Origin of the sequence: Hymenobacter nivis (genome assembly GCF_006439025.1) — a bacterium.
Taxonomy (GTDB): domain Bacteria; phylum Bacteroidota; class Bacteroidia; order Cytophagales; family Hymenobacteraceae; genus Hymenobacter; species Hymenobacter nivis_A.
Genome location: NZ_RCYZ01000018.1, coordinates 26,051 through 45,684, shown reverse-complemented (window position 1 = coordinate 45,684; position 19,634 = coordinate 26,051). Strand labels below are relative to the sequence as shown.

Here is a 19,634-nt window from a genome sequence, read left to right as displayed (position 1 = left end):
CGTGCGGTCACGGTGACGGATGGCGTGCGCCACCTCGTCCGGGACAATTATTTAGAAGTCCGCATCCACCGCTCGCTTGAAACCGATGCCATTGAAGCCTACAGCGGCCGTGGGTTGGACATGTACCGCTTCGGAGAAGAGTCAATATTTGTCTCGGAAGCCCTGAAGGAGGCATTCAAAGAGGTCAGTCCGCAGGGATTGCGCTTCAGTTTGGGATTCTCGGAGTTCGCTGCCTAAGTAGACTCTCTAATTCAAGAAAACGGTCGGAAGGTAAACGCGCTCCGTTCAGTTGAAGGAGCGTTTATTCATCAACGAGTTCTGAGAGAACCCACTCAMCTCCCTTGGTTGCTCGGGTGGCTGCGGCTCCCCTCGGCAGGTCGGACACCTCCACGACGGTCCCATCCAGGGCCACCACCTCGTCCAAGCGCAAAACGAGGTAGTCTTCGTCTGGCAACCCTTGTTCGTGGCCTTCTGCGCCCGAGAATTGCCAATAGCCATCGTCGAAATGCGCCACAAACAGAATCGGTGATTCCTGACGCACGACGTAGACCGTGGTAATGACAGCCGTGTCGGGGGCGTCAGCAAAGCGTTTTGGGGGCGTGCTCATAATTCTTTAAAAGTAAGGGTTTGCCCAACGCAGGCCCACAAAGCCTTGCAGTTCACTGAAACGGTCCGAATATCAAAACGAGCCTTTTCCTGTAGGCGTACAGTGTGCCGTTGATTGGCGTCCACGAGTCAATGCGCTGCCTCAAAACGGCCTATTGAAGTCGTAAGATCCTTAACGCAATTTTTCGCCCTGTTTTAACGAGGGCCCCCACCGGCTGTGCGCCTCGCYCGACGGCACGCCGATTGAGCGGGCCTGCCGCCAGCGCCCCCCCCACCGGCCCGCCCGACGGCGGCCGGCCCCCTGGTGGTGGGGGCCCCCTGGTGGTAGGGGCCCCCACCACCAGGCCCACGTGCCCAATGGCATTATTGCTGCATAATGGTTAGTCAATGGCCATTCCTCTGCCAACTACCCCCTTGGCTTTTGGGCGCAGCGGCGGCGGGGCACTCGTTGCCAGAACCGTTCCGCAGGCACCGCCAAGCCACCAGTTTATTACTTATTCAATATGATATAGAGTTTTATGCATCTGTGCGATACATTTGGACCATTGCCTGGCCGCCGTTGCGGTCGGCGCAACGGTTTCCACATTTTCCGTCCCTCCTGTATGCGCCCAACTTTTACTGTTTTGCCTCCCCCTGCGGCCGTGCGCCGGGGCACCGGCCCGCTCCTGGCGGGGCTGCTGTTGGCCACCAGCGCGGCCCACGCCCAACCCCTTACCCTCACCAGCGTGTCGCCCGCGCGCAACGCCGTGGCCGCCCCGCGCCCCGCACCCGTGGCCGCCACCTTCAGCATAGCGTTAGCTAACAATGCCGCCACCCAGGGGGCCCTAAAAGTGTTCAGCCCGCAGGCCGGGGGCCGCAAGGCCGGCACGGCCACCGTCAGCGGCAGTACGCTTAGCTTCCAGCCCACCACGGCCTTCCGGGCCGGCGAAACCGTGTCGGCTATCGTCACGGCCGGGGCCCAAAGCAGCACTGGCGCCGCGGCCCAGCCGCAGGTGTTCCAGTTCACGACGGCCACCAGCCCGACCAACGGCCTCTTCAGCGGAGGTTCAGACGTACCAACGGGTAGGCTGCTCGCCGACATGGTGACCGGTGACGTGGACGGCGACGGCGACCTGGACATTCTCACAGCCAATGGCAACTTCGACGTGAGCATCCGCCTGAACGGGGGCGACGGCACATACACCAACAGCCCTCACTCGTTTGTTGTGGGCGACAACATAACGGCCCTGACGATAGGCGACGTGGACGGTGACGGCGACCTGGATTTACTGATAACCTTCTACCCAGGCGTAGCCCCTGGGGCCGCAATAGCTTACCTCAACGACGGCAAGGGCGCTTTCACGGCCGGTGGCTCTGTGCCGCTGGGCTTTGGCGTCGGCCAAACTGTGCTGGGCGACATTGACGGCGACGGCGATCTAGATTTCCTGGGCGTAAGCAGCACGGGTATTCCTGGTACTGGAAGAACTTATAAGGGCGTTGTGGCAGTGCGGCTCAACGACGGCCACGGCGGGTTCAGCGGCACCCAGAACTTGGCGTTGGAAACCTTCTACCTAGCGCTTGGCGATGCGGACGGCGATGGCGACCTCGACCTGTTTGGGAACCAGAACAGCGTGGCGAGCTTGAGCCTAAATGACGGACAGGGCGTTTTTGGAACTGCCCAGCCGCTGGGCCTGCGCACATCTGCTCCCTTCACCGCCGGCCGCACCGTGCTGGGCGACCTGAACGGCGACGGCAGCCTCGACGTGGCGGTGGCCGACCGGGTGGGCGGCACGGTAATTATTGGCCTCAACGACGGCACGGGGGTCTTCGCCACGGCCTCGGAGGTGGCACTGACCGCCATCAGCACGCCTTTGGTGGGCGCCAGCCTGGCCCTGGGCGACGTGGACGGCGACGGCGACCTCGACATAGTAGGGGCCGGCGTGATGACCACCGCCGTAAGCGTGCGGCTCAACGACGGCTTGGGCCGCTTCACGGGCAGCCGGGAGGTAGCGGTGACCGTTGCCGCCCCGGAAGCGGCGGAGTTGCGGGCCGTGGTGCTGGGCGACGTGGACAACGACGGCGACCTGGACATCCTCGCCGGCAGCGCCAGCGCGCCTACTTCGTCTGACAATAGCATCGTGAGTGTTCGCCTGAACCAGGCGAAGGCCTTCGTACCTGTTTCCTACCGCCTGCACGCGGGCGGGGGGGCCCTGGCCACTACCCGCGGAGCCTTTGCCGCCGACCAATACTACGACGCGGCCAACAGCGCCGCCTTTATCACCACGGCCCCCGTCGCCGGCACGCCCGACCCGGCCCTCTACCAGACCGAGCGCTTCAGCACCCACGGCACTTTGGCCTACGCCCTGCCCGTGGCCAACGGCACCTACTCCGTGGTGCTCCACTTTGCCGAGCTCTACTGGACCAAGCCCGGCCAGCGCGTGTTCGATGCGGCGCTGGAGGGCAAGAAGGTGCTCGACCACTACGACATCGTCAAGAAAGTGGGGCCCCTGGCCGCTACCACGGAGACCTTCGCCGTGACCGTTACCGACGGCGTGCTCAACCTCGACCTCACTGTGCCCTACCTAACCGGCGGCATGGATCAGGCCAAGCTCTCGGCCCTTGAGGTGCTGCCCGCCCTGCCCGTCGCTACCCGCCTGAACGCCGGCGCGGGGGCCCTGACGACCACGCGCGGGGCCTTCACCGCCGACCAATACTACTCGGCGAATAGCGCCGCCGCCGCCACCGCGGTGGCCATCACTGGCACGCCCGACCCGGCCCTCTACCAGACCGAGCGCTACGGCACCGACGGCACGCTCCGCTACGCCGTGCCCGTGGCCAACGGCACCTACTCCGTGGTGCTCCACTTCGCCGAGTTCTACTGGACGAAGCCCGGCCAGCGCGTCTTCGACGCCGCCCTGGAGGGCAAGAAGGTGCTCGACCACTACGACATCGTCAAGAAAGTGGGCCCCCTGGCCGCCGCCACCGAAACCTTTGCCGTCACCGTCACCGACGGCGTGCTGAACCTCGACCTGAGCGTGCCCTACCTGAGCGGCGGCATGGACCAGCCCAAGCTCTCGGCCCTCGAGGTATTCAGCGGCGGTCCGGCCCAGGCCGCGAGCCGCGGGGCCCTGGCCGGCGCGGTGGCCAAAGGCGCCGCGCCGCGGGCCGCGGGGGTGTACCCCAACCCCTCGGCGGGGCGCTTCACGCTGGTCTGCACGGCCCCCGTGGCGCAAGCGGCCACCCTGCTGCTCACCGACGAGCTGGGCCGGGTGGTGCAGCAACGGCAGGTGCAGCTGCAAGCCGGCGCCAACGCGCTGGCCGTGCTGGCCGACGGGGCCACCCCGGGCCTCTACCAGCTCGTGCTGCGCACCGCCGACGGGCACAGCCAGCGCCAGAAGGTGCTGATTCAGCCGTAGCCCCGGCGCCGTTCATTCCCACAAAAAGCTGTCCCCACCCCAGGGGCGGCTTTTTTGGTGGGGGCCAGCGCCAGGCGGGCGCTTCGCGCAGGCTTCCGCAACGAAACCGCGCGCTCGGGACCCGCAGTGGCAAGGGGCAGGAGCGGCCCGCTGCTGACCGCCAGGCTTTAACCCACGCAAAGGCCGTTCTGTAGCCTGTACTGGAGCGGTTTCGGGGGAAGTGACACCCGGGAGGGGAAGCGCGGAAGGCAAGCCCTGGCATGGAATACCAGTGCGTTCAGCCAAACGGTGGGAGCGTGAACCCTAGCGCATGACCGCCGCTGCGCTTCGGCGCTGGACCGGCCAGTGCTTGCTTCGTGCCGGGCCCTGCGCCCCGCCGGCGGGCGTTTGCCCCGGTTATAACGGCACCGGCAAATAGGGCCACGCGAAGTAGAGCACCGCCCCTTGCAGCAGCGTCAGCCCCAGGGTAACGCCCCAGAAAGCGGCTTTCCGGGTTTTGTGGTGCAGCAGCCCCATCGCCGCCCATGCACCGGGCGCCGCGCCGGGCAGCGTCGCCAGGTGCAGCGTGGTTTCGGCCACGCGCCGCTGCCCGCGTCGGGCTTGGCGTTTGTCCCAGGCGAAGAGCAGGAAACACAGCAGGTTGAAAAACGACAGGCAACTCCAGGGTAGGGGCATGGGGCGAGCGGCGGGCCGTACGGAGTAGGCGGTGCTGGGGGTCGGTCCGGGGTGGTTACGGCACGGGGGTGGTTGCGGCACGGGTCGGCACCGGTGGGGCGCGTTCAAAAAGGGGCAAGGAAAACGCGCTGCCAGCGGTTTGGAAAACGAAGAGTGCACCCGCGGAGCCACAAGTTATGGCGCGGCGTCCAAGGAAACGGTGGGGCCGTAAATCCGCTCCGTTCAGTTGAAGGAGGATATCTTTCGTTATGAACTTGTCTTCCGTACTGCGGACCTATCGGCAGAAGTGGTGGCTTTACCTACCCTTTCAACTGCTAGGCATCTTCATGCTTTACTGGGGGTTCACCGCCCCTAAAAAGGACTTTGAGGCGCTCTACCGCGCCAAAGCAGCGGGAATTATCACCTCTCTTGACTCGGGCGACCACAACTCTTCCATCACGGTGGAGCTCGATGATAATGACGCGCAACGCTACCGTTTTTTCCCCGTCGGTGAGCAAGGCGCCCGGGTGTTTCTCGCCAATGCATCCCTCGGTGACAGCCTGCGCAAACGGGCCTTCTCGGACACGCTCTTCCTAGGGCAACAAGACCGAGTGGTGCCCTACCGGTTCAAGCACCCATGACCTGTTCACGTAAACGGTGGGTCGGTGAACACGGCCCGTTCGTTAATTGGAGGGCAGCGCTACGTTAAAAATTCGGGTAATTCTTTCGTACTCGCCACAGCAGCTATATTCCTCCATGTAGGTGCCGGTGACGAATTGCTTGATGGTAGCCGTGGTCAAGCGCACCGGCTGTCCGGCGGCCGGCCGTACTGTGACGGCTTCCCAATCAAGGGGTGGCGTGGTAAAAGCCCACAGAAAGGCTTCGCTACCACGTCCCACAGCAAGGCTATCACCCACCTCTAGCGTATGCACCAGCACCACCTTCCCTTCGGGGTTAGTCAGAAAGCACGTATCGGCGTGGTTGGACGCTTGTATCGCGCGCAGTTGCTCGGGCTTTGTGCCTTTCCACACGCCGGACGCGGTATCGGCCAGGCATTCTAAGGTGAGGCGGCCAGCGGAGGTGTTTTTTAGCACCGTGCGGGTATGGCCCGAATCGGCGCAGGAAGTGGCGAGCGGCAGCAGGAACCAAAGCAGGAAGTGGGGGCGCATGGCGTAAGGCGACGGCGCTGCCAGGGCGTAACGAATCCGGTGCCTGGCCCGCCAGTAATTCCTTGATACGCTCACCCCGCGCAAAGTAACCCGCAATGCGGCGGAGCGTTAACCCTTCTCTGTTTGCGCAAAGGTGTTGCTACTGCCGCGCGAACGAAGTGGAAGTTCCGAAGGGCCGCCCTCCTAAGTTTGCGTTCATGGAAGCGGTCCGAAGGTAAACGCGCGCTGTTCAGGTGAAGGAGAGTTTAAGAAAACGGTACTAATGTAAACGCGCGCCGTTCAGTTGAAGAAGAATTTAACGGACTTCGAGGATGAAACCGGGTACATCTTGCTCGGCGTCTCGAAGCGTTTCGAGCACTCGTTCCGCGTACTGACCTAGGTATTCTTGACTTTGGGCAAAATCCTGCCACACCACTGTTAACGGCACATCAACGCACCTGATACAGTCCCAAAGGGCATCCAGGTTCTCGCCATAATAATCGGGAAAGAAGAGCTTCTGTTTGAGTTGGGCGTGTAGTGCCAGCTCGCTCGTCATCTCGGCCCCTGACAGGAAAATTTTCATCTCGGAAGGTACTGACCAGCGTTCACCTTAACGGTGGTGCCTTAAACGCGTCGTTAAGTTGAAGGAGCGTTGGCGCACACCTTGATTTTAGTACGTTTACGGTGGGCTTTGCTTCTCCTGCTCAACTCACCATGCCGCCATTTCTTCCTTGCCTGCTAACAAGTCGGGTTTCCGGTTGGGCAACCGCCGCGGCGGCGTTGCTGGCGGGGGCAGTTTCGTTCAACGGCGTAGCCCAACACTACCCGGCGGTCCGGGTCCAAGCGGTCGCCGATAGTCTGCTCCGCCAGCAGGTAGGCCCGGCGTTGTGGGCCCAGAGCCACTACCAGGCCCGCACCTTTTACTACACCCGTCACGGGTCAGGCAAGGAACGTTACCGGGCCCTGCTGGCCGGCCGGAAAACCACGGGCCGCCTGCGCCGGCTTGAAGTGCGCTACACCCTGCACCTCACCCCATCGGGCTGCGAAGCGGTGGATACCCTCACGGGCCCGGTCCTGGTGGCCCTGGACGCACGGCTGCACCTGGTGGAGGCGCCCACCCTGGCCTTTGTTCCCGACTTCCTGTGGCGCGGGGAGCCCTGTGCCCTCCTGGGACGCGCTCGCGCCCTGGCCCTGGCGCAGGCCGACTCCTTGCAGCCGGGCTTGGGGCCACCCACCGCGTTGCTGGCGTACCATCCGACCACCAAAGCCTTTACCTGGTCGGTGTTCAACTATCTTACCCGAGACAGCCGACACCCCTACCCCACAGGCACTGTTGAAGTCGTAGACATCAATGCCGCCACGGGCCAGGTCCTGCAACACCAGACAAGGTGGCATGGCCCCATGCGCTAGGCAAGCCGGGTCCCGCAGACCGTTCAAGAAAACGGTCCCAAGGTAAACGAGCGTTTCAAGTAATGAACTGCGCTCCGCAGGCCAACAGTCTTTCCTGCATGGGGGACCCAATTCCGAAGAGCACGTCGTGGTGGTTCAGGCACAGCAGCCACGCATACTTTTTCGATACCAAGTAAACCTCGTCCAGGTAGTAACACTCGGCCAGCACGCGGCCGATGGCGCGGGGCGTCCCTTGGTAAAACCAGAATTTGTCCCCCATGTTGACCGTTTCGTTCAGCACGAGCCAGACCACTTCTCCCGGGTCCACCAAAGAGGCCAGGCGGGTGTGGGGGTCGTCGTCGCACACCAAGCCCACGGCGCCCGGCCGAAACCGCTCCCATAACCACAGCGGGCGCGCGGTGGGGTGGTCCAAGCGGCAGAACACTTGGTAGAGGTTCTCTTCCAACTGCGCCCAATTGGTCGTGAAGGGTAAGGGCGCAAAGTCCTGCGCGGAGAGCTGCAGCCGTTGGCGGGCTTGGTCAATTTCAGCTCGGAGGTCGCTCCACATGAAACGAAAGTACTGTTCAGGCTGGGTGTACTTGCTTAGGGTTCAGTAGACGATGTGGTCGAGGATGGAGACCTTGCCCGCGACCACCCGGTACGGATAATAGTGAACAGCGGGTTCTGCAGGCGGTACCAACAGCGTTACCCGTACGGCGTTCATGGGGGCACTTTCCGGCGTGGCCCGAAAGGTTGTATCGGCCACGATGGCCGCCGCGTGTATTTCCTGTTGGCGGAATTTCTCGTCAATGGCCTTGTCCAGCAGTGCCAGCACGTCCGCGGACTTGGGGAAGTTGCCGCCCGGCGAGGCGGACAACGGCACCACGGCGTGCTGCCTATCCACCACGCCCCCGAACGGGTAGAACTCGGCCGCATCCGCTAAAAAGACGGTGGCATGGTGCACCATCGTGCGCAGCAGGGTTGCCAAGGCTTGTTCCATAGCGGGAAAGGTACCACTGACCAGAAAAGCTGTTCACGAATACGGTCAGAAGGTAAACGAGCGTTCGGTAGACATCATGAGTCGCGCCCTAGGCCTATCTTAAAACTAGTCAGTGCTGGTCTCAGTAAATGTTTGGGTACTGGACAGGTGAAATTACGCGGTTGGATCGGGCCTGATTTGCGTTAATTAGTGACGCTTCCCGGCGATGCAAGCACCTGGCGAGTGCCCTGCCGCCGAGACAAACCGATCGGCCGGCGTGCGCGGCCGGCCGCACACGCCGCCGTATACTTGCGGCGTTCCACCACCAAGTCCTGTGCCATGCTGATCCGCGCGTCGTGGTGGTGGGGGCTGCTCTGCGGATCGCTGGCGGCYTGTACTCCCCCCCCGCCTCCCCCGCCTGCTTTTCAGGAAACGCCCTGGCCGGCGTTCGGCGGCCCGGTGATGCGGCGCCTGTACGATTCGCCCGCGTACGCGGTGCGCACCGCCGCGGGCCGCGTCGTCGTGGCCCCCGCGGGCAAGGCGCGCGCGCCGCAGCTGCGCACGGCCGCCGGCACGTTCCAGGGCAGTGACCACGGCGAATGGGGCGGCCGCCTGGTGTTCGTGCCGCGCGGCCCCCGGGCCCGGCCCGTATTGGTGAAAGAAGGAAACATCCGCGCCGTGTTTCAAGTGCAGGGCACCGTGTACTTCCTCGAACGCGACTTGGTGGACTTTGATTGCCGCGGGCGGCTGTACGAAGTCACGGGCCAACCGTCCCGCCTCGGCTACGTGCTGCGGGCCCGCTTTGCGCAGGCGCCCGTGGTGGCGGCCGTGGCCGGGTCCGACGCGTTCATTGCGTTTGGTGGGGGTTTTGCCATCGTGCACCCTTTGCTGGGGCGCCCCGCTCGGGTGGAAACCGTGCTAGCGCGGGCGCTTTGGGCCGGGCTCTCCCCGAATTCCATCGCCGTGGCAGGCCCGGATACGGTGTACGTTGGGCTGCGCGGGGGGTACGCGCGGCTCGACGTGGCGGCAAAGCTAGCGCACCTCTACCAGCCCCGCACCGGACTGGTAGAGGTGCGCTAGCTCGCTAGGGTCTCCGCACCCCCGTGATTGCGGTTGCTCAATGTTTACCTGGGCGGCTCGCGTATCTACCATTGTCGGTAGCTCTCCAAAATACGGTCGTTTTTTGGCGGGTCTGCGGGGGCGTTTGCGCGGGTCTTAATACGTCAGGCTAAAGTTCACTCAAACGGTCTAAAAGGCACACAGGCGGCGAAATGCAAACATTTGGCATTGCAACGCGCCGGTCTATAACCTCTTAAAGTGGGAGAAAAGGGGGTCTTTATGSGCCATCCTGACCTCTTTGTTGCGCTTGCTCACCACCACGACCCTTCCTGCCAGGTTGGCTTGCTGTTGACTAGCCTTAAGCGAGGAGCGGTTCACGCGGGTCGATAAAAAGCCCACGTGCCAGCTGTCGGAGTCCTCTGTGATGCAAAAGGCTTTCGGGTGAAGACTGTTACGCCTGGCTTTTAGAATGGCGCGAACATCCATCTCATCAGCGTCGAAGAGTTCGTATTGAGGCGCTGAGGCTTCTGCTGGTTTGAACGTGTAGCCATTTTTTTGAATGAATGCTTCGGCAACATGAATGGCTTGCTGTTGCGAAACTTCCTGCGCTTGTCCCCGGGCCAACAGGCAAGCCAAGCCCGAGAGCAGGAGCAGCACGCCGAAGACTTTGTTCATATAGCTGAAGGCCAAAGGGCGCGGGCCCATCGGGTCATTGACCAAAAAATGTTCTGCAAGGGACTTCCTGCGCCTTGACACGATGACTGCTTTCTGCAAAATACCCTTGGTTTACGAAAACAGTCGGAAGGTAAACGCGCTCCATTCATTCAAATGAGGGTTACTTTACAATCCATGCTGCTTCCCTTCTTTGGCTTTGTCTTCGGCGTTGTGGTCAGCGCGCTCCTCGGAGCCGCCGTTATTGCGCTTCACCCCCGCTGGAAGCTGACCTTCGCGAATATTGCCTGGTTTGTTAGCGGCGCCTTTGCGGGGGCCATCGGCTCGTCGCTGCTCTACGACTGGACGTTTGCCGACGACAACCAACAGCTGCACTCCGCCGCCGCAGTGTTTGGGTTTCTGGCAACGCTCGGCGTAGCGACCTTATTGGGGGGCACGTTGGCTGTTTTCCTGTGCCAGCGCTTCTCCAACCGAGTGGCTTAAAGGCTTGTCCGTTTACTTTAACGGTGGGGCTTTAAACTCAGGCACGTTCAAACGAAGGAGGGTTACTTTGTGACAGTGTTCTATCATCTCGTATATCCGGCTTCTCGCTACCGACTTCTCGCCCGAGTATGGCCGCACTGATAAGCCGGAAAATTCGCTTGTTGGCAATGGGAGGCGACCATGTGATCATGTGCGTGCTGTGTGTGCCCATCGCCTTTGTTCTTTCCCCTATGGTATCGAAATGGGCATTTTACGTGCTGCTGGTGCCGTACCTCAATAAAGACTTTCTGCAAGGTCGTAGCCCGGCGAAACGACTGTTGGGCTTGCAATTACAAGAAGCCAACGGAGCATCCGCCAATGAACTGCGCGCCTTTCTGCGCAACGTGACGGTGATGGTGTGGCCGCTGGAAGTGCTGCTGGTTGTCGCAGGCGGCCAAAAACGGCTGGGCGATTACCTAGCGGGCACACAAGTTGTCGCCAGCGCAAGCACACTGGCCACCACCACGCGTTTGTGGTGGCAGGATTTAGCAGCTTACCGAGTCACGCGCAACACGCTTTATACCGTGCTGGCTACTCTCGTTTACCTGCTCCTGCTTCACGGGTTCTTTTCGTGGATAGGGCTATGAGCCTGTTGGAGAATATCGAGTTTAGTTAAACGGTCGAGCAGGTAGACGGACATCCATGTAGAAGTCCATGTAACTAAAATCGCRGTTCAGTTCASTGCTCCACACGGCGGCCAGTAAATTGCCCCAGGAGCGATAGCCGCACCCCATAAAGTGCCCCCCGGCCACCACCGGCACGCCGTTCGGGCTGTACTGGTGCCAATCGCCCCCCGCCCACACCTGGCCCGCGATCATGGCGTGCCGAATGGCCTCGACGTACGGGTGCCATTCCGGGGCGTAGCCGGCCAGGTAATCCGGCCAGCGCATGCCTTCCTCGAAGCTGGAACTCCCGCCCAAGTTGTCCAGGTTGAACCCCTCGAGGGTGTCGAGGCTGTCGTAGCGCTGCCACGTGACGGGGAGGGGTTGCATGCCGTAAAACTACTGGTTGCTCGGTCGGTGCCGTTCAGCGAAAGGGTGATTAAAGTAAGCAATAAGCTATTTTACATACTGGAAACGACCGTGGCTGTTGCAGAACTCGGCGCGACGCCTTCAGCGGAGGGCCCGACCAATCGAACCATGTCGGAAAGGCTGGAAAACGGGCCTTTTCCCGTGCTCAGCAGTTGGCCTATGCTCTTAGCGAGCTGACTAGAGAGTTCTGCAACAGCCACGACCGTTTAATCAACGTTATAGGCCTTCTTCCTATCGGCGGCCGCGCCGTGCGGCGAAATAGGTAAACATTATCGCATGCCATGCGACTTCATATTACTAGCTACTGAAATGTGACCGTTGCCGGCACTGGGGATTTACGACAATAGGAGAGGCAGCTCCATGAGGTGTAAAGCGGAGTAAGCTTAAACGCCAATACAAAAAGCCCGGCCAATGGTCAGGCTTTTAGGTGATTTTGTACGGTTACTTAGGAACTACGCTGGGGCAAGGTGATCGGTATGCCCAAGCGCAGGCCGACGCTTAGGTTGCGCTTGCGAAAATCCTCAATGGGCTCCAGCTGGCGCGACTCCTTTGACGTACGCCGCTGGTCGGTCAAGTCCTCGTACCGCAAGTAGAGAAGGATTGACAGGATGTTTTTGTCTTTGTCCTTTTCCCGGCTTTTGATGTTCAACACGGGGCCGCCTTCCAGGCCTAGCACGAATGAGTCGTTCTCCCGGCCTACGAAATCATTCAAATTGTAGACGTTGCCCAGGTTGACAGTGCTGGAGATGTAGAATCCCGGAACAAAGGAATTCAACGGCAGATTGTAGTAGTCCACGTTGAACTGCCCCACTAGTCCGGTATGAAGTGCTTTCTCGTTGTACGCGGTGCCTTCTTTCGTTTTTACGGTGACGTTTGTGCCGTAAGCATAGAACGGGCGGGTGTTTTCGTAATTGAAGCTGTTGAGCGTGTTGAGGTTATTGTCTTTGGCGGCAGTCACGCCCAATCGGAAAAAGTGCGCCCGTTTGTTAACGTTGACGCGGTAAAAGTTGAGATACCCGGTTAGGCCAAAGAAGAACTTATACTCTGATTTGATGTAAGAAGAATCCTTATTCTCGAACTGGGTGTGGTAGAGCTCAAGCTTGGTGGAGCGGGCAAAGGGGCTGACTGTGATCCAGAAGTAATTTTTCTGCGTCCAAATATCGGCCGCGTTTTTTATGAGTTCGGCACTGGTGTTTTTGTCCAAGTTTTTGTGCTGTTTCGCCCGCTTCGCGTAATCGTCCACGAGCTTGCCAAGGAAAGTGCCCGGTTTTATGTCCTTATGAGATTTACCTTTCTCAACCGTGGTTATGGTGTCGGCTACCGGTGCTTTGGCTAGTATGGTGTCGACGCTACTTGCTTCACTTAGCCCGAGGTTGGTTTTTTTGGTATACGTCTCGATAAAATGGATGAGGATTTTCTTTTGCTGTGGGGTCACAGCGGAATCGGCGGGAATTACGGGCGGGATGGACTCTACCTTGCTCAGGTGGTGATCTCTGAGCAGTGCCATCATCAACAAAGAATCCCGGGATGCTTTTTTGTTGGCCAGCGTGATGTCGTGCCGCGCGTTGACAAGTATGGCGTTGGTTTTGGCGTTTTCCCCGCTCCCGTATTTGGCTTTGTTCACGGCCGGGATGTAGTGTAGCGCCGGCCGAAACTCGAAACCGGTATTAACGCTGGTGTAGCCTTTGAGCAAGTTAATATTGCCGTTGGTGGCACCCGCTTTCAGGTCGAAACTGATGAAGTCCGCCCACGCAAGGTTCGGGGTTGGAAAAGCACCCGACACGGTTGCCTCGGGCTTGGTGACGTCGATTTTCAAGCCGCTGGTTGGCGTGCTTTCCCCCGCAATGGTGTACGTGATGTCTTGAATAATCATGGCGTCGAATTCCTTCGGCGGCAAGGGCGGTTTGGTTTTGACCTTCGGGGTGGCGCGGCTGGGTTGATTTTGTGCAAACACGGCTTGTGCGCACAGTGAAAGGAGCAAGGCTAGGTAGAGGTGCTTCATGGCAATGCGTGGTTGATGCGGAAATGATGGGTGACAAGCGAACAGTCAGCCGTTGTCGGGCAGATGGTGCCGCCTCAAGCAGCTAGGTTAACGTCGGTTAATGAACGGCTTCGAGCCAGCAATATGTAAGCAGCTAACACTGGACAAATCCGTGCTACCACTGAATTGCACATCATTCGTTATCCCCTCTTGCAGCTATTGCTAAGAAACAAGGCGCTAGTGGCCCGAACAGCCCTGGGGTGCCGCACAAATTCAGTGCTGCCACGGAGTGCTCGCTGCCCGTGGTCCGTTACCTTGGCGGATTGACGGGCGTTCCCCCGAGAACGCCCGTCAACTGGGTCGGATGCTTCGTTCGGGCCTGCGCACGAGGCCCCCGTTCCGCTTTCCCTTCTCCGCCATGGCCGCCCATTTGTACGTCCGCACCAACGAAGCCCCGTTCTACGCCGATCCCAAAGTTGCCGGGGGGCACCCGTCGACGATTGTTAACCGCCTGTTGATGGGCTCCTACTTGACGCTGGTGGAGCCCGCCGCCGTGGGCGGGTTTTACCGCGTCCGCTCCATGGGCAAAACGGGCTGGATGCGCGAAGAAGACACCACCGCCAACATGGGCCTGAAAATCTTTTTCCTCGACGTGGGCCAAGGCGACGGGGCGCTGGTGGAAGTGGGCAAGCACCGGTTTTTGGTGGACGCGGGGCCCGACGCCCACATGAAGGCGTACCTAGTCAAGTGGCAATACAAGCACCTGCTCAACGCCGGCGCTACCGTGCACCTCGACGCGTTGTTCGTGAGCCATTTCGACGAAGACCATTACAACGGGTTCACCGAGTTGCTGGCCGACGTCCGCTTCACCTTCGGCGCGGTGTACCACAACGGCATCGGCAAGTGCGCCAAAACCAAAACCGGCTACCGGCCGCCCTTCAATACCGGCCTGGGCGAAAAGTACACCGCCGCGGACGGCACCGAGTACCTGAAAACGAATTTTGATTCCCTGGACGACTTGGTGCGCCTGCGCGACGCGGGCGGCTTGCAGGCCATGTTCGTGCGGTTCATCACGGCGCTGGAAACCGCGCACCGGGACGGGCGCCTGCAGGCCGTGCGGCGCTTGCGGCACGACGGGGCCGTGCTCTTGGAGGAAACGGTGGAAGCCAAGCCGCTGCGGCTGACGGTGCTGGGGCCCGTGTGCGAAGCCAACGAGGGGCGCTGGGAGCACCGCTGGCTCCAGGACGATTCCCACACCGTCAACGGGCACAGCTTGGTGCTGAAACTGGAATTCGGCACGTGCTCAGTGCTGCTGGGCGGGGACCTAAACACGCAGGCCGAAGAGCACTTGATGGCCGCCTTTGCCCCGGACAACCCCTTCCGCGTGGACGTGGCCAAAAGCTGCCACCACGGCTCGTCCGAGTTTTCGGAAGCCTTCATGGACCGCATCAGCCCGCTGGCCACCGTGATTTCGTCGGGGGACAACGAATCCTATTCCCACCCGCGGGCCGACGCGGTGGGCTGCGCCGGCAAGTACAGCCGCAGCGCGCGCCCGCTGGTGTTTTCCACGGAATTGGCCCGGTCCACCAACCTGGCGCAGAACTCCGTGCTCTACGGCTTGATCAATTTGCGCTGCGACGGCGAGCGCATCTTCATGGCGCAGATGAAAGAGGCCCGTACCACGGCGGACCTGTGGGATTCTTACCAAGTCAAGTAGCCGCCCTGGAGCCCTCTGCTCCCGGCGCTATTGATTATCAGAAAGCTACTAGGGAGCTGCGCCTATCTGACAGTAGAATAGGGATGTATAATGCGCTAATCCTGGTCTACGACGGACTATCAAACCACCCCACCACCGAAAACCTTATCCATCTAACTGCAACCTGTCTAGCAGCAAAAGGGAAAATTGCTTTCGATTTCTACTGCTGGCACATTGTAAGCGCATTTCCAGATTTTCTGGCATTAAATGCGTGAGAGGAGTACTTAAATAGGTGAAGACAATTCCTTTTACGTGCTGTAAATCAAGTTTTCTAGAATATAAAAGAGGAGCTTATAATGTTTATTGAACCCACAACTAATTGACCTTATAAGCCCGACAACAGCGTCTTACTAAAGAAACCAGCTGTCAAAGGTTTGTCCGGTAACGAAGGTTATGTTAGGTAATGGTGCTTTACCTATCAATCTAGGTTCCAATCCCGAACTAGCCATAGGAGACGCCGGGGAAGTACACCACGCAGTGCTCACAGGTTTCGGTCCTGCCCCCCTCCCCGTCCGTGGTGCTGCTTAGTAGGTACCGCAAGGGGGTGGGCAAACGTGACCCGTTAACGGGCCTGCGGGTCACCGGCGATGGTTACAACCCCGTCTTGTCAGCGGCCATTTGCTGGACAATGCAGCTCCAATCAGGTTTTGGCTTGGTAGCGGCCATGGTACGGGCGAGGGAAAGTGACACGACAGCGATGACGCCGCCAGCGGATTCGCTTCTACTTCCGTACCGAACAGGTACCTGTCCGGTTTTGCTGCACTAGAGTTGGCGAAAATAGTAGCACTGGCCCCACCAGAAGTTAGGGAAGAGCATTTTTAACAAGCCAGTCGTCCCCATCACGCTTTACCAGGGCAAATCCCTGGCTCAAGTAAATGGCTTCCAAATGCAGTTCAAAAGTGGGTTCCTTCAGCTGTCGTTTCAGAAAAGGCCCTGGATTTTCGTACATGTCCCGTACCTCCCGCAGCGGAAACGCCACCTCTTCCAGCAGCGGCAATTTRGCTTTGACGGCAGCACTGGCTTTTTTGACTGGAATCGCTTTTGATACTTTTTGTCCAGCCAGGTACTCTTCTAACAGGTACTTCTCCACCAATGCTTTATAGACTGCGCCCGCCGGCTTTTTCACCTTCCCCAGCTGGTGCTGCTTGCCAATGCGAGACAGTACAAAATCGACGTATTCGAGCGGATACTCCTTGTCCTCCAGTTGCTTAATGATTTGTTTAATACTCCGCAGGCTAACCCCTATCAACCGCAATGCCTGGATCCAGGCAGGTTCGTCCGCAGCAGGCTGGTTGGCATTCTCAGTATTCTGTAAATGTTCCGTATTCTCAACAAGTTTAACATTTTGTTCTTCTACTTCATCTGAACTCGCCGTGGCCGTATCGTAGCCGAACAGAAATTTGATGCGCTGCACGAGTTGGTTCTGTCGCTCCAGCTCGTAAGTGAACGGCATGTCGGTGCGCGCCAGTTCCAGCTGGGCACGGTCCAGCACCCGCGCTTTGAAGTTGCTGAACCGGGGGTATTCGTTCTCCGCAATGTTGAGCATGAAGCGCAGTTGTTCGGGAGTGACGGTCCGCTGCCCAAAGTCTGAATACTCTTTGAGTAGCCAGTAGATGCGAACCGAACTGGGGCTTTTCAGCTTGCGCAACTCGTCCAGGTCGGCCAACGTGAAGTTGCCACTCTCACGCAACTGCAGCAGGTACGGCATGATGAGGGGGTTGAAGGCCGCCACTATCCCGCCCATGTCACTGTCGTAGCCCGCTTTGGCCATCAGCGGAATGTAGTCGTACTTGGGCCGCCGCCGACGCTTGCGGGTGCCGTCCTCCAGTATTTCGATGTACAGCTTAAAGGAAGTAATGTCGTCGCACATCTCGTCAAGCTGCTGGTAAGCGGACCCGCCGTGGCGCTCAAACAACAGTTCGCTGACCGGAATTACATGCTCTTTGAACTCGGTATCGTCTAGGCTGATACGAGCGAGCAGTGCCAGAAACAGGCGCATCTGGAGGGGCACAAAGCTGAAACGTGCATTGACGAGCGCGTTGTGTTGGGCCACTATTTTATCAGCGTTCTGTTTAGGTAGTGTTTTCATGGTGGATAAGCTGGGGCACTGGAGAGTAAGGGTTGGCCTTTTTGTAGCAACCTGAAGTCAAGCAGCGTCCTTTTTGTAGCAACCTGAAGCCAAGCAGCGTCTATTTTGTAGCAACCTGAAGTCTAGCAGCGTCTATTTTGTAGCAACCTAGCGTCCTTTCTGTAGCAACTTGGCGGTGTGACGTCCTTTTTGTAGCAACCTGAGATTAGCTAGCGTCTATTTTGTAKCAACCTAGCGTCTATTTTGTAGCAACCTAGCGTCCTTTTTGTAGCAACCTGACTTCATAAAACATTGTTGCCCAGTATGTTCTGTGTAGTATAATACTAATACTATAATTTAAGTTTAAAAGTAACTAGCTAGGGAGTTTTTTTTTAACGTCCTTTTTGTAGCAACCACACAGTCTTAAAAGTAAAAAAAAGTACAATTCTAAAGTAAAATTATGGCGGTTAATACTTTTTTATACTAATCATTATCAGCCAGTGATTTGTGTCTTTATACTAGCTTATAATCTGACTCTGATTGATTGCTATTTGCCGCTTTAACCAAGGAAATATGCAATATCAGCCGCCGCTTGGGAAGCTCTTGCAGCAGTGGTTACCGCAACTGGCCCGTTGCAATCGCTTTGGAGCAATTCGTTCGCTGGCCTCGCTACTGGGGTTGCAGCTTGCGGTTTGTTTTAAGCAGCTTTTCCAGCACGGGTTGTGGCAGCGTCCGCTGCGCGGCGGGCAACTGCGCCAGGGCGGCTTGCAGGGTGTCTTCCAGAAACTGCCGGATTTCGAACCCGGGCTCCCAGTACTCGGCCTGCTTGAGCTGCAGGTACGTTTGGTCGCGCACGTATGACCCAAAAGGCACCCAGCGCCCGGTAGGACCGGCCGGTGCGGGCACTTCCGCCAAGGGACCCGAAACAGGACCGGCGGCAGGATGCGCTGGCAGCGGGCTAACGGCCCCGAACATCAGCTCGTCGGGGGTGGGGGCAACGGGCTGGGTCAGCGTGCTGCCGAAGCGTTTTTTGGGGCCGGTGCTCATAGACGGGCGAGGATTTCGGTGGTGAGGTTGGCGTAGTCTTCGGCGCCATTGCTGGCGGGCGCGTAAGTAAACAGGTTTTGCTTTTCGATCTGCGCTTCCGACAGCTTACCGTTTTGCCGGATGCTGGTGTTCATGAGCAGCGGCCCCGTCACGGCGTTTTCCCGCATGATGGCCACCACGTCGTGGTGCAGCGAGAGGCGGTAACTGGCCGAGTACTTCGTCAGGAACAGTCCACCGACCTTCAGGCGGGGGTTGAAGTTTTTGCCCATGATGGCGCAGGCGTCCAGCAGCGTGGTCAGCCCCTCGTAGCCGTAGAACTCGGGCTGCACKGGAATAAACACCGCGTCACTGGCCACTAAAGCCGCGTAGGTAAGGCTGGTGAGCGCGGGGGGCGTGTCAATCAGCACGTAGTCGTAGTCGGCTGCTACGTCCTCCAGTTGGTCGCGTAGGAAGAACTGGTAGGTGGGCTGCTGCCCCAGGATCTTCTCGAGCTGCGTCAGTTCCCGGGCCGAGCCCGCCAGGCCCATCCCCTCCCCTACCCCGACGATGATTTGCTTGAGGGTGCGCTCGCCGCGGATGACGGTGCTCAGGTGAGCCGCCCCGTTGGCGGCAAAACTCATGGTCAGGTTGTGCTGCGGGTCGCAGTCCAGGAACAGCACCCGCTGCCCGCGGCGGGCCAGCTCCTGACCGACCGTTAGCGTGGAAGTGGTTTTACCAACCCCTCCCTTATGGTTTGCGAAGGTGAGAACTTTCATGGGGTAGTAATGAACGTGATGCAGCAATATTACAACGCAGGAAGTAAATGAGCATACTTCACATATCGCCAATACTGAAATTGTTCAACATTCTGAGAATGTTTTAAATATCAAAGGGTTTGTACTTAATTATCAATTCATGTGCCTCAAATAGTGAGTTTTACATGTATTAATGAATGCTAATAATTATTTAGAATATCAAAAATGCTGGACATGTTAGGCAAATAATTAATTTTGAAATATGTTGCGCTTGTCATAAATACTTAGAATGTTGAGTATACTGAACTTGTTTAGCGTTATGTTTTAGAGTTCGGATACACTCTGCATGGCGCAATCAAACTCGCCCGTAACGGCCGCGGTGGGGAAGGAAAATGACCCGGCCCACATCAGGCCATTAGGCATCGATGAAAGCCGGAGAAATGGCCTGGTCTAACGGACTTAGGCACCAGGTCTATTGCAACCGGATGGCTTGGTCGGGCGGGTTAGGCCGGCGCAACTGGTGCACGTGGTTGGACGTCAGAAATCGGGTGCCCTCTAGAAGTCAAGCCCGATGCCGGTTTTGGTGTGTGCTG

Annotated in this window: 20 protein-coding genes; 8 read left to right on the top strand and 12 right to left on the bottom strand. The window is 58.9% G+C overall.

Annotation, left to right across the window (positions count from 1 at the left end; translation table 11 throughout):
* On the top strand, window positions 1-237 hold a 237-nt coding region (locus tag EAH73_RS23265), incomplete at its 5' end, for a hypothetical protein (protein ID WP_161599529.1).
* Window positions 238-301: 64 nt separating this feature from the next.
* On the opposite strand, the gene EAH73_RS22865 is transcribed toward EAH73_RS23265, so the two are convergent.
* On the bottom strand, window positions 302-607 hold the full coding sequence (locus EAH73_RS22865; protein ID WP_140469759.1) for a hypothetical protein: 306 nt from the start codon (window positions 605-607) through the stop codon (window positions 302-304).
* Between the two features lie 622 nt (window positions 608-1,229).
* Between EAH73_RS22865 and EAH73_RS22860 the strand changes: the two genes are divergently transcribed.
* The gene (locus EAH73_RS22860; protein WP_161599665.1) at window positions 1,230-4,001 is read left to right on the top strand and encodes a malectin domain-containing carbohydrate-binding protein; all 2,772 of its coding nucleotides are present in this window, start codon (window positions 1,230-1,232) and stop codon (window positions 3,999-4,001) included.
* A gap of 396 nt (window positions 4,002-4,397) precedes the next feature.
* On the opposite strand, the gene EAH73_RS22855 is transcribed toward EAH73_RS22860, so the two are convergent.
* Complete coding sequence (locus tag EAH73_RS22855; protein ID WP_140469757.1) at window positions 4,398-4,676, bottom strand: DUF1294 domain-containing protein; 279 nt, start codon at window positions 4,674-4,676, stop codon at window positions 4,398-4,400.
* Window positions 4,677-4,924: 248 nt separating this feature from the next.
* Here EAH73_RS22855 and EAH73_RS22850 point away from each other — a divergent pair, with 248 nt between their 5' ends.
* Complete coding sequence (locus EAH73_RS22850) at window positions 4,925-5,296, top strand: hypothetical protein (RefSeq protein ID WP_140469756.1); 372 nt, start codon at window positions 4,925-4,927, stop codon at window positions 5,294-5,296.
* Between the two features lie 42 nt (window positions 5,297-5,338).
* Here EAH73_RS22850 and EAH73_RS22845 read toward each other — a convergent pair whose 3' ends face one another.
* Both EAH73_RS22845 and EAH73_RS22840 read right to left on the bottom strand, forming a co-directional pair.
* On the bottom strand, window positions 5,339-5,824 hold the full coding sequence (locus EAH73_RS22845; protein ID WP_140469755.1) for a hypothetical protein: 486 nt from the start codon (window positions 5,822-5,824) through the stop codon (window positions 5,339-5,341).
* 295 nt (window positions 5,825-6,119) lie between these two features.
* Window positions 6,120-6,386 (bottom strand): barstar family protein, encoded by a 267-nt coding sequence (locus EAH73_RS22840; RefSeq protein ID WP_140469754.1) that lies wholly within the window; start codon window positions 6,384-6,386, stop codon window positions 6,120-6,122.
* A gap of 131 nt (window positions 6,387-6,517) precedes the next feature.
* On the opposite strand from EAH73_RS22840, the gene EAH73_RS22835 reads away from it, so the two are divergent.
* Window positions 6,518-7,213, top strand: coding sequence for a hypothetical protein (locus EAH73_RS22835; protein ID WP_140469753.1), 696 nt, complete (start codon window positions 6,518-6,520; stop codon window positions 7,211-7,213).
* Window positions 7,214-7,268: 55 nt separating this feature from the next.
* On the opposite strand, the gene EAH73_RS22830 is transcribed toward EAH73_RS22835, so the two are convergent.
* Together EAH73_RS22830 and EAH73_RS22825 are read right to left on the bottom strand one after the other, a co-directional pair.
* The gene (locus EAH73_RS22830) at window positions 7,269-7,760 is read right to left on the bottom strand and encodes a DUF6756 family protein (RefSeq protein ID WP_140469752.1); all 492 of its coding nucleotides are present in this window, start codon (window positions 7,758-7,760) and stop codon (window positions 7,269-7,271) included.
* A 42-nt stretch (window positions 7,761-7,802) separates the two neighbouring features.
* Window positions 7,803-8,192 (bottom strand): hypothetical protein, encoded by a 390-nt coding sequence (locus EAH73_RS22825; protein ID WP_140469751.1) that lies wholly within the window; start codon window positions 8,190-8,192, stop codon window positions 7,803-7,805.
* Between the two features lie 441 nt (window positions 8,193-8,633).
* Between EAH73_RS22825 and EAH73_RS22820 the strand changes: the two genes are divergently transcribed.
* Window positions 8,634-9,251, top strand: coding sequence for a hypothetical protein (locus EAH73_RS22820; RefSeq protein ID WP_161599664.1), 618 nt, complete (start codon window positions 8,634-8,636; stop codon window positions 9,249-9,251).
* 222 nt (window positions 9,252-9,473) lie between these two features.
* Here EAH73_RS22820 and EAH73_RS22815 read toward each other — a convergent pair whose 3' ends face one another.
* Window positions 9,474-9,905, bottom strand: coding sequence for a hypothetical protein (locus tag EAH73_RS22815; protein ID WP_140469749.1), 432 nt, complete (start codon window positions 9,903-9,905; stop codon window positions 9,474-9,476).
* 174 nt (window positions 9,906-10,079) lie between these two features.
* On the opposite strand from EAH73_RS22815, the gene EAH73_RS22810 reads away from it, so the two are divergent.
* Complete coding sequence (locus EAH73_RS22810) at window positions 10,080-10,385, top strand: hypothetical protein (RefSeq protein WP_140469748.1); 306 nt, start codon at window positions 10,080-10,082, stop codon at window positions 10,383-10,385.
* A gap of 128 nt (window positions 10,386-10,513) precedes the next feature.
* A complete protein-coding gene (locus tag EAH73_RS22805; RefSeq protein WP_140469747.1) occupies window positions 10,514-11,011 on the top strand; it encodes a hypothetical protein in 498 nt (165 codons plus the stop codon).
* Window positions 11,012-11,032: 21 nt separating this feature from the next.
* On the opposite strand, the gene EAH73_RS22800 is transcribed toward EAH73_RS22805, so the two are convergent.
* Together EAH73_RS22800 and EAH73_RS22795 are read right to left on the bottom strand one after the other, a co-directional pair.
* Window positions 11,033-11,416 carry a hypothetical protein gene (locus EAH73_RS22800; protein WP_140469746.1) on the bottom strand — a complete coding sequence of 128 codons (384 nt, stop codon included), beginning with the start codon at window positions 11,414-11,416 and terminating at the stop codon, window positions 11,033-11,035.
* 484 nt (window positions 11,417-11,900) lie between these two features.
* Complete coding sequence (locus tag EAH73_RS22795) at window positions 11,901-13,457, bottom strand: hypothetical protein (RefSeq protein ID WP_140469745.1); 1,557 nt, start codon at window positions 13,455-13,457, stop codon at window positions 11,901-11,903.
* A gap of 397 nt (window positions 13,458-13,854) precedes the next feature.
* Between EAH73_RS22795 and EAH73_RS22790 the strand changes: the two genes are divergently transcribed.
* Window positions 13,855-15,153, top strand: a complete 1,299-nt coding sequence (locus EAH73_RS22790; RefSeq protein ID WP_140469744.1) for a ComEC/Rec2 family competence protein — start codon at window positions 13,855-13,857, stop codon at window positions 15,151-15,153.
* An 841-nt stretch (window positions 15,154-15,994) separates the two neighbouring features.
* Here the strand turns inward: EAH73_RS22790 and EAH73_RS22785 are convergent.
* The 3 genes from EAH73_RS22785 to EAH73_RS22775 all read right to left on the bottom strand — a co-directional run bounded on the left by EAH73_RS22785 (window position 15,995) and on the right by EAH73_RS22775 (window position 19,062).
* The gene (locus EAH73_RS22785; RefSeq protein WP_140469743.1) at window positions 15,995-17,281 is read right to left on the bottom strand and encodes a replication initiation protein; all 1,287 of its coding nucleotides are present in this window, start codon (window positions 17,279-17,281) and stop codon (window positions 15,995-15,997) included.
* A 648-nt stretch (window positions 17,282-17,929) separates the two neighbouring features.
* A complete protein-coding gene (locus EAH73_RS22780) occupies window positions 17,930-18,307 on the bottom strand; it encodes a hypothetical protein (RefSeq protein WP_140469742.1) in 378 nt (125 codons plus the stop codon).
* Entirely contained in the window at window positions 18,304-19,062 is a 759-nt protein-coding gene (locus EAH73_RS22775) for a ParA family protein (RefSeq protein WP_140469741.1), read from the bottom strand. The genes EAH73_RS22780 and EAH73_RS22775 overlap by 4 nt, the downstream gene beginning before the upstream one ends.
* Window positions 19,063-19,634 lie beyond the last annotated feature (572 nt).

Coding starts and splice junctions, on each gene's coding strand:
- EAH73_RS22835 (WP_140469753.1), top strand. CDS start 6,518: ATGCCGCCATTTCTTCCTTGCCTGCTAACAAGTCGGGTTTCCGGTTGG.
- EAH73_RS22850 (WP_140469756.1), top strand. CDS start 4,925: ATGAACTTGTCTTCCGTACTGCGGACCTATCGGCAGAAGTGGTGGCTT.
- EAH73_RS22780 (WP_140469742.1), bottom strand. CDS start 18,307: ATGAGCACCGGCCCCAAAAAACGCTTCGGCAGCACGCTGACCCAGCCC.
- EAH73_RS22820 (WP_161599664.1), top strand. CDS start 8,634: ATGCGGCGCCTGTACGATTCGCCCGCGTACGCGGTGCGCACCGCCGCG.
- EAH73_RS22825 (WP_140469751.1), bottom strand. CDS start 8,192: ATGGAACAAGCCTTGGCAACCCTGCTGCGCACGATGGTGCACCATGCC.
- EAH73_RS22830 (WP_140469752.1), bottom strand. CDS start 7,760: ATGTGGAGCGACCTCCGAGCTGAAATTGACCAAGCCCGCCAACGGCTG.
- EAH73_RS22790 (WP_140469744.1), top strand. CDS start 13,855: ATGGCCGCCCATTTGTACGTCCGCACCAACGAAGCCCCGTTCTACGCC.
- EAH73_RS22845 (WP_140469755.1), bottom strand. CDS start 5,824: ATGCGCCCCCACTTCCTGCTTTGGTTCCTGCTGCCGCTCGCCACTTCC.
- EAH73_RS22855 (WP_140469757.1), bottom strand. CDS start 4,676: ATGCCCCTACCCTGGAGTTGCCTGTCGTTTTTCAACCTGCTGTGTTTC.
- EAH73_RS22810 (WP_140469748.1), top strand. CDS start 10,080: ATGCTGCTTCCCTTCTTTGGCTTTGTCTTCGGCGTTGTGGTCAGCGCG.
- EAH73_RS22805 (WP_140469747.1), top strand. CDS start 10,514: ATGGCCGCACTGATAAGCCGGAAAATTCGCTTGTTGGCAATGGGAGGC.
- EAH73_RS22795 (WP_140469745.1), bottom strand. CDS start 13,457: ATGAAGCACCTCTACCTAGCCTTGCTCCTTTCACTGTGCGCACAAGCC.
- EAH73_RS22840 (WP_140469754.1), bottom strand. CDS start 6,386: ATGAAAATTTTCCTGTCAGGGGCCGAGATGACGAGCGAGCTGGCACTA.